Annotated in this window: 6 protein-coding genes; 1 reads left to right on the top strand and 5 read right to left on the bottom strand. The window is 39.7% G+C overall.

Going from position 1 to position 8,963, the window contains the following annotated elements:
• Positions 1 to 193: 193 nt before the first annotated feature.
• Together aceA and aceB are read right to left on the bottom strand one after the other, a co-directional pair.
• Positions 194 to 1,495 (bottom strand): isocitrate lyase, encoded by a 1,302-nt coding sequence (aceA, locus tag E1176_RS10940; protein WP_155210648.1) that lies wholly within the window; start codon positions 1,493 to 1,495, stop codon positions 194 to 196.
• Between the two features lie 12 nt (positions 1,496 to 1,507).
• Positions 1,508 to 3,124: a malate synthase A gene (gene aceB / locus E1176_RS10935; RefSeq protein WP_155210647.1), complete on the bottom strand. Its 1,617-nt coding sequence runs from the start codon at positions 3,122 to 3,124 to the stop codon at positions 1,508 to 1,510.
• Between the two features lie 107 nt (positions 3,125 to 3,231).
• On the opposite strand from aceB, the gene E1176_RS10930 reads away from it, so the two are divergent.
• A complete protein-coding gene (locus E1176_RS10930) occupies positions 3,232 to 4,719 on the top strand; it encodes a helix-turn-helix domain-containing protein (protein ID WP_155210646.1) in 1,488 nt (495 codons plus the stop codon).
• On the opposite strand, the gene E1176_RS10925 is transcribed toward E1176_RS10930, so the two are convergent.
• The 3 genes from E1176_RS10925 to E1176_RS10915 form a co-directional block, all read right to left on the bottom strand.
• A complete protein-coding gene (locus E1176_RS10925; RefSeq protein WP_155210645.1) occupies positions 4,720 to 5,529 on the bottom strand; it encodes an aldo/keto reductase in 810 nt (269 codons plus the stop codon). It lies immediately after the preceding gene.
• 136 nt (positions 5,530 to 5,665) lie between these two features.
• Positions 5,666 to 8,035 (bottom strand): ribonucleoside-diphosphate reductase subunit alpha, encoded by a 2,370-nt coding sequence (locus E1176_RS10920; protein ID WP_155210644.1) that lies wholly within the window; start codon positions 8,033 to 8,035, stop codon positions 5,666 to 5,668.
• A 42-nt stretch (positions 8,036 to 8,077) separates the two neighbouring features.
• On the bottom strand, positions 8,078 to 8,963 hold an 886-nt coding region (locus E1176_RS10915; protein WP_155210643.1), incomplete at its 5' end, for a ribonucleotide-diphosphate reductase subunit beta.

Below are 8,963 nucleotides of genomic sequence, written 5' to 3'. Positions count from 1 at the left end.
GAAAGCGGGATTTTAGGACTAAAATGCGGGTTCCAGGTATCACAATACAGACCATGAAAGCTATTGGCTCGTACGGATCCAAGCGAAGCAATCTTACTAATAATGGGTCCAAGCCTGAGAAATATTCAGATAAAAAAAGCTTAGCAAACGTGCGTCTGCTAAGCTTTTAAGGGTCAGGTTGAATAAAATAATATTAACTGGCTTTGTTAAGTTTCACTTTGTTAAACTGATCTTCTTCAGTACTACCATTCATAGCAGTGGTAGAAGACTGACCTTGTTGTACCACATTTTGCACTGTGTCAAAATACTGTGTTCCAACAAAAGTCTGATGTTTAACAGCTGAGAAGCCTTCGCTCTGTAGTGCAAATTCTCTCTCTTGCAGTTCAGAGTAACCGGCCATGCCTCTTTCTTTATAAGCTTTAGAAAGTTCAAACATAGAAGTGTTCAAAGCGTGGAAACCAGCCAAAGTGATAAACTGGAATTTATATCCCATGTCAGCCAGATTTTCCCTAAAAGTTTCCATCTGCGAAACGCTTAATTTAGCCGCCCAGTTAAAAGAAGGAGAGCAGTTGTACGCAAGCATTTGATCGGGATACTCCTCCTTAATGGCTTGCGCAAATTCTTTGGCAAGTCCCAGGTCAGGGTTAGATGTTTCCATCCAGATTAAGTCAGCATAAGGTGCATAGCTTAAGCCTCGGTTGATTCCTTGCTCAAGGCCATTATTTACATTATAAAAGCCTTCAGAAGTACGCTCACCGGTTATGAATTTATGATCTCTTTTGTCTATATCTGAGGTGATTAGGTTAGCGGCTTCGGCATCAGTTCTCGCTACAAGTAGTGTAGGTGTGTTCATGACATCTGCTGCTAAACGCGCTGCTACCAGCTTGTTGATTGCTTCCTGTGTAGGCACTAATACTTTGCCACCTAAGTGACCACATTTTTTAGCTGAAGATAATTGGTCTTCGAAGTGAACACCAGCAGCTCCGGCTTCAATCATCGCTTTCATCAATTCGAATGCATTTAAATTTCCGCCAAAACCAGCCTCGGCATCAGCTACAATTGGTACTACCCAATCGATGTTTGTCTCACCTGTAACACTTTGTATTTGGTCTCTTCTTAATAATGCGTTGTTGATGCGCTTCACCACCTTTGGTACAGAGTCCGCAGGATACAACGACTGATCCGGATACATTTCTCCGGCCAGGTTAGCATCCGCGGCAACTTGCCAGCCACTTAGGTAAATAGCCTCAAGGCCCGCTGCCACTTCTTGTATTGCCTGGTTGCCGGTAAGAGCACCAAGGCCCGCAACAAAAGACTGATTATTGAGTCTTTTCCATAGTTTCTCAGCACCAAGTTTGGCAAGGGTGTGCTCAATTTGCACTGTACCTCTCAATTTGAGTACATCCTCTGGTGTGTAAGGACGTAGTATATTATTCCATCTTGGATTAGTCATCCAATCATTTGTCATTTTCGCAATTTGTTCTTCTCTAGTCATGGGTTTGGTTGTTTAGTCAATTAATTGATACGCTGGTATCGTTAAAAATTCCTTTAATTCATCTGATTTGATTAATTCATCAAACAGTTTTATCGCTTCCGGGAAGCGGCCGTTTGCAAAAGCTTCTTCGCCTATATGTTCTTTAATTTTTTCCAGTTCCTGAAATTTAAGGCTATCGTATAGTTCGTAGGTCATCATGCGACCATCAGCCAGGGTGCAGTCATTTTGTATCCATTGCCAAAGCTGTGTTCTTGAGATTTCTGCTGTAGCAGCATCTTCCATTAGGTTGTAAAGCGCAGCAGCACCTACACCTCTAAGCCAGCTTTCTACATACAATATGCCCACGTTGATGTTAGTGCGTATTCCCTCTTCGGTAATTGTACCCTCAGGTACGCTGAGTAAATCGCTTTCTTCAATCACAACATCGTTCCTTTTAATATGTATCTGATTTCTGGTAGGCATATGCTCATCAAATACTTTCTGTGCCAGACTGACTAAGCCGGGGTGAGCTACCCAGGTACCATCATGTCCACTTCTTACTTCTTGAAGCTTGTCTGCAGTTACCTTATCTATAGCTTTTTGATTTTCGGCTTCATCGCCTTTTATTGGAATTTGAGCTGCCATACCTCCCATAGCATGTACATTTCTTTTGTGGCATGCTTTAATCACTGCAGTGGTGTAAGCTTTCATGAAAGGAACCCCCATGGTCACCTTCGATCTATCCGGTAAGATAAAGTCGCTGTGATTTTTAAATTTTTTGATAAATGAGAAAATATAATCCCAGCGGCCACAGTTTAATCCAGCCGAGTGATCTTTAAGCTCATAAAGAATCTCCTCAAGTTCAAAAGCAGCCGTAATGGTTTCTATCAATACAGTAGCTTTAATCGTTTTTCTAGGGATTTGTAGATAATCCTGCGCAAAAACAAATACATCATTCCATAATCGGGCCTCTTGGTGGCTTTCTAATTTTGGCAAGTAGAAATAAGGACCGCTACCTTTGTCGATAAGTGCTTGTGCATTGTGAAAGAAAAATAGACCAAAATCAAAAAGGCTACCACTAATGGCTTGGCCATCAATTGTAAGGTGTTTTTCATCTAGATGCCAGCCTCTGGGTCTTACAAATAGAGTAGCTACTTCATCATTCAGCTTGTAATGTTTGTCTTTATCAGGATTATGAAAACTGATAGTGCCTCGCACGGTATCGTAAAGATTTACCTGACCATCGAGATTATTCTGCCAGGTAGGGCTATTGCTGTCCTCAAAGTCGGCCATAAATACTTTGGCGCCTGAGTTGAGCGCGTTTATGATCATTTTTCGATCTACCGGACCTGTAATTTCTACTCTGCGATCCAATATATCCTCAGGTAGCGGAGCCACAGTCCATTCTGAAGTTCTAATATGTTCCGTTTCTTTTAAGAATGTAGGCATCACGCCTTGATCCAGATCAAGTTGCCTGCTTATTCTTTTTTGCAATAATTCCAGCCTTCTTTTATTGAAGTTGGTATGAAGCGCTTTTAAGAATAAAAGTGCTTCAGCGTTGAGTACATTTTCGTAAGCCTCGTTGAACGATGCTTTTATTGAGACTTTTTCTGGAGTCTCATAGGTATTGGTGGTTATGGTTTTGAGCATAGGTATTAGGTTTTAGTTCTAAAGAAAGATCTAATATAGAGAAAATAATCAAATAGCGAAAATTCGCTAAAAGAAATTTTACTCAAATATTAAGTATATTTGAACCTATGATGAATGAAAACTTTTCCATCAAGCACATATTTGGACTGAAAGTGCGCGATTTAAGGCTAGAAAGAGGCTTTTCTTTTCAGGAGCTGGCTGCGGAGTCAGGTTTGTCGGTTTCTTATTTAAGTGAAATCGAAAAAGGAAAAAAATATCCTAAGGGAGATAAAATCATGCAGCTTGCTCAGGCACTAGGTGTGAGCTATGACAATTTAGTGTCTTTGCAGGTCTCAAAGAAGTTGCAGCCAGTGATCAAATTGCTACAGTCAGAATTTTTCAAGGAATTTCCGCTAGAGCTTTTTGGTCTGGATGCTCAAAAAATTATTGAGTTGATTTCGGTGTCGCCTGAAAAGATCAATGCATTTATCAATTCTATTCAGGTGTTGTCTAGAAACTACGAAATGGGACAGGAGCACTTTTATTATTCTGCCCTTCGTTCTTATCAGGAGATGCATGATAATTATTTTGCTGATTTAGAAAAAGCAGCATCTGAATTCAGGCAGCAACACAAAGTGGAAGAGATTGCACCGGGTATCGAGGTATTGGAAAGAATACTCAAAGAGGATTTTAATGTTAATATCGATAGAGAAGAACTTGCACAATATGAAGCGCTTAAGCATTTACGCTCTTTTTACAAGTCTTCAGAAAAGCAATTATTAATAAACGTTGGATTAAATGAGGCTCAGGAGCGGTTTTTAATAGCCAGAGAGTTAGGTTTTCAATTTTTGAAACTAAGAATACGTCCAAATGAAACTCCGCCTCAGAAAGAATATCAATTTGAGGGGATTCTTAACAATTACAAGGCTTCTTATTTTTCAGCAGCTCTCTTAATGCCGGAAAAAGAGGTAGTAAATGATACAAAAGATTTTGCTGCACAGACTGATTGGAATGAAAAAAAGCTACTTTCTTACTTAGATAAGTATAAGGCTACACCCGAGATGATTATGCAGCGGCTTACTAATCTATTGCCTATTTATTCAGGCATAAAAGATCTTTTCTTTTTAAGATTCTTAGGTACAGATGATTTTTCTACTTATGAATTAACCAAAGAGCTTCATCTCTCGAGAAATCACAATCCTCACGGCAACAGTTTAAATGAGCACTACTGTAGAAGGTGGATTTCCATTAGTCTAATCAAGGAATTAAGAAGTGTTCAGCGCTTAAAGCACTCTAATGATTATCTGGCTGGGATTCAAATTTCTCAATACCATAACACTTCTGACGAATATTTATGTCTCACTATCGCATTTCCAAACGTTTCTAATCCCAATGAGAGTATGAGCGTAACTATTGGTTGCTATATTGATGAGGCACTTCGCAGTAGAATTAAGTTTTTAGATGATAAAAAAATAAAATCAAGAATTGTAAATACAACATGTGAGCGCTGTGCACTTACCAATTGTAATGATAGAATTGCTCCTCCATATCATATAGAGGCTATGGAGAAGCAAGAGCTTGTGACTAAAGCCATCTCTGAATTGAATGGTGAGTAATTACCATTCCGGAGCAAACTCAGGATTTATGAGTCGCATTTTTCGGTCAAACTTATTGATGGTTTTCATGTCTTCGTCAGATAACTCGAAGTCAAATATCTGAAAGTTGGCCTTTCGGTGTTCAGGACTGCTTGCTTTAGGTATTGCGGACACCTGCTTTTGTTGGATAAGCCACCGCAAGGCTACCTGGGCAGGGGTTTTCCCGTGTTTTTTAGCAATTACCTGCAAATCATTTTCATCCATTGCCTTGCCTCTGGCTAGTGGGCAGTATGCTGTCACGAGCATATCATGCTCTTCTGCTATATTTAATAGTTCTGTTTGGTCAAGAAATGGATGGTATTCTACCTGATTGCAATACAACTCTGCATGCTCTAAAGCTTCACGTAACTTGACAGGAGGAAAATTGCTAACACCGATATGTCGGGTTTTTCTATCAGCACTGAGCTCAAGCATAGCCTGTAAGGTTTCTTTGGTTGGTACTCCTTGAGGAGAAGGCCAATGTATCAGGAATAGATCAACATAGTCAGTCTTAAGCTTTTCCAAACTTTCGTTAAATCTGCTGATAAGTTCATCCGGCTCCAGATGATCCCAATGTGCTTTTGTAGTTAAGAAAATTTCATCTCGATCTATTCCGGAAGCTTTTATGGCATTACCAACAAACTCTTCATTATCGTAAGCCTGCGCAGTATCTATGTGTCTGTATCCAATTTCCAGCGCGTCAGCAACGGCTTTTTCTCCCTCTTTTCCTTCCAATCTCCAGGTACCGAAACCTAATGCAGGTACTTTATCGCCTTTTATTTCTTTAATCATAATTAGTTGATTTTGGTTTTACAGATTAACTAAATGAATGAGGCTTTTGTTTGGGCAGGCTGTGGTGAACCTCAAAACAAAAATGGTCTTCCTTAGTGTAGGAAGACCTTTTTTAAAACCAACTAGACAATAAAAATCAACTACCGCAAGCTTCGCATTCATCAGGATTGTCCAAAGAACAAGCCATATCTGCTCTGTTTTGATCTTCTGCAGTCAGTTGTTGCGGTTGTTGTTTGGCAGACTTTTCAACCGTAAACTGGATTGCTGAAGTTGCAGCTTTTGATCTTAGGTAATACATACCAGTTTTTAGACCTCGTTTCCATGCATAAAAGTGCATTGAGGTAAGCTTACCAAAGTTTGGATCCTGAATGTGAACATTCATACTCTGACTTTGGCAGATATAAGCGCCTCTATCGGCAGCCATATCAATAATTGCTTTTTGAGAAATCTCCCAAACAGTCTTGTACAGGTCTTTAATATGCTGTGGTATTTCCGGGATATTCTGCACCGAGCCGTTAGACTCTATTAATCTGTTTTTCATGTTAGCATCCCACAAGCCAAGCTCTATCAAATCTCTCATCAAGTGTTTGTTTACAACTATAAACTCACCTGATAAGGTTCTTCTAGTGTATATATTAGAAGTATAAGGCTCGAAGCACTCGTTATTTCCAAGAATTTGAGAAGTAGAGGCTGTCGGCATAGGAGCTAAAAGCAATGAGTTTCTCACACCATGCTTTTTCACTTTTTTCTTAAGCGAGTCCCAATCCCATCTGTTAGAATCTGGATTTACACCCCACATGTCAAACTGGAATATGCCTTTCGAAACAGGTGAACCCTTAAAAGTCTCATAAGGCCCATCTTTTTCTGAAAGCTCCATAGAAGCTTCCATGGCTGCAAAGTAGATAGTCTCATGTATGTGCTTGTTAAGACCTTTAGCTTCCTCAGACTCGAATGGCATCTTAAGCAATAGGAAAGCATCAGCAAGTCCCTGAACACCAATTCCAATTGGCCTGTGACGCATGTTTGAGTACTCAGCTTCTTTCACAGGGTAGTAATTTACATCAATAACCTTATTCAGGTTTTTTGTAATTACCTTAGTGATTTCGTATAGTTTTTTGTGGTCAAACTTGCCGTCTTCTGTTACGAATTTTGGCAAAGCAATTGAAGCAAGGTTACACACAGCCACTTCATCTGGGGCAGTGTATTCCATAATCTCAGTACAGAGGTTACTTGATTTAATTACACCAAGATTTTTCTGGTTAGATTTTTTATTTGCGGCATCCTTATATAGCATGTAAGGTGTGCCGGTCTCAATTTGTGCTTCAAGTACTTCAAACCACAAGTCTTGAGCTTTTACTTGCTTTCTAAAGCGACCCTCTTTTTCGTATTTCTCATAAAGGCGCTCAAACTCCTCACCGTAGCAGTCTGCTAGACCTGGTGCTTCATTTGGGCAGAATAGTGACCATGTCTCGTTATTTTCTACTCTTTTCATAAAGAGATCTGAAATCCACAGTGCGTAGAAAAGATCACGTGCTCTTAGCTCTTCCTTACCATGGTTTTTCTTCAAATCAAGGAAATCGAAAATATCGGCATGCCATGGCTCAAGATAAATGGCAAAGCTTCCTTTACGCTTTCCACCGCCCTGGTCAACATATCTTGCCGTCATGTCGAAGTTTCTAAGCATTGGTACAATACCATTAGAAACTCCACCTGTACCTTTTATATATGAGCCTGTAGCTCTTACGTTATGTATGCTTAAACCAATACCACCAGCCGACTGAGATATTTTAGCACATTGCTTAAGTGTATCGTAAATACCATCAATACTGTCGTCTTGCATGGTAAGTAAGAAGCAACTTGAAAGTTGGGGCTTAGGCGTACCCGCATTAAATAAAGTAGGTGTTGCATGGGTAAACCACTTTTCACTTAGCAAGTTGTAAGTTTCTAAAGCCGCTTCCATGTCCTCCTGGTGAATACCAACAGCAACACGCATGAGCATGTGTTGAGGGCGCTCAACGATCTTGCCGTCAATTTTCATGAGGTAAGATCTTTCTAGTGTTTTAAACCCAAAGTAGTCGTAGCTAAAATCACGATCGTAGATGATCGATGAATCTAAAAGAGCCGCATTTTTCTTAATTACCCCATATACCTCTTTAGAAATCAGCGGTGCATTTTCTCCTGTTTTAGGATCGATGTAAGTGTAAAGTCTCTTCATAGTGTTTGAAAAAGACTTACTTGTTACTTTGTGTAAGTTAGATATTGCTATTCGTGCTGCCAGCTGTGCGAAATCAGGGTGCTTTGTGGTAAGCGAAGCCGCTGTTTCTGCTGCCAGATTATCTAATTCTACGGTGGTTACACCATCATAAATTCCGTTGATAACTTTTTTAGCAATATCAACCGGCTCAATGTAATTAGTGTCTAAGCCGTAGCATAGCTTTTCTATACGGGCGGTTACTTTGTCGAATTTTACGGATTCCCGTCTTCCGTCTCTTTTAACTACTAGCATACTTTTGGGGATTTAGAGGTTTGGAATAAGTTTAAAAAATTTTTAAAAGTCTTCGTCTAACGAAAATTTAGGTGAATCATCATCGCTGTTTTTCATAACGCCAGCTTTCTGATAATCGCCTACTCGTTTTTCGAAGAAGTTGGTTTTTCCCTGGAGAGATATCATTTCCATGAAATCAAATGGATTGGAAGCACCATATTCTTTTTTGCCAACAAGCTCATTTAAAAGTCTGTCAGCTACAAATTCTATGTATTGACACATTAGGTCTGCATTCATACCGATAAGGTTTACCGGTAGTGCATCAGTAACAAATTCTTTTTCAATAGCCACGGCATCTTTGATGATCTCGATAATTACGCTATCATCAAGTTTATTTTTGACGTGGTTATTATATAATAGACAAGCAAAATCGCAGTGCAGGCCTTCATCGCGTGATATAAGCTCGTTAGAGAAAGTAAGACCTGGCATAAGGCCTCTTTTCTTTAACCAGAATATTGAGCAGAAGCTTCCTGAAAAGAAAATACCTTCAACAGCTGCAAATGCGATCAATCGTTCCTGGAAGTTACCTTCATCGATCCATCTAAGCGCCCAATCAGCTTTTTTCTTCACGCAATCCATGGTGTCGATGGCATTGAAAAGCTTAGATTTTTCTTTAGGATCCTTTACATAAGTGTCGATAAGTAAAGAATATGTCTCTGAGTGAATGTTTTCTATAGCAATCTGAAAACCGTAGAAGAATTTTGCTTCTGTATATTGTACTTCGGCCACAAAGTGCTCGGCAAGATTTTCGTTTACTATACCGTCACTGGCTGCGAAAAAGGCTAAGACATGAGAAATGAAATGTCTTTCTCCATCATTCATATTGCCCCAATCTTTCAGGTCCTGGCTTAAATCAATTTCCTCTGCAGTCCAGAAGCTCGCTTCAGCC

Source organism: Fulvivirga aurantia (genome assembly GCF_009711475.1).
GTDB lineage: Bacteria > Bacteroidota > Bacteroidia > Cytophagales > Cyclobacteriaceae > Fulvivirga > Fulvivirga aurantia.
Note: the sequence above shows the minus strand (reverse complement) of the source record. Positions and strands in the feature narration are given on the sequence as shown.

Bases quoted from the DNA above. Each gene is read 5' to 3' on its own strand.
- aceA (WP_155210648.1), bottom strand. From the start codon at position 1,495: ATGACTAGAGAAGAACAAATTGCGAAAATGACAAATGATTGGATGACT.
- aceB (WP_155210647.1), bottom strand. From the start codon at position 3,124: ATGCTCAAAACCATAACCACCAATACCTATGAGACTCCAGAAAAAGTC.
- E1176_RS10930 (WP_155210646.1), top strand. From the start codon at position 3,232: ATGATGAATGAAAACTTTTCCATCAAGCACATATTTGGACTGAAAGTG.
- E1176_RS10925 (WP_155210645.1), bottom strand. From the start codon at position 5,529: ATGATTAAAGAAATAAAAGGCGATAAAGTACCTGCATTAGGTTTCGGT.
- E1176_RS10920 (WP_155210644.1), bottom strand. From the start codon at position 8,035: ATGCTAGTAGTTAAAAGAGACGGAAGACGGGAATCCGTAAAATTCGAC.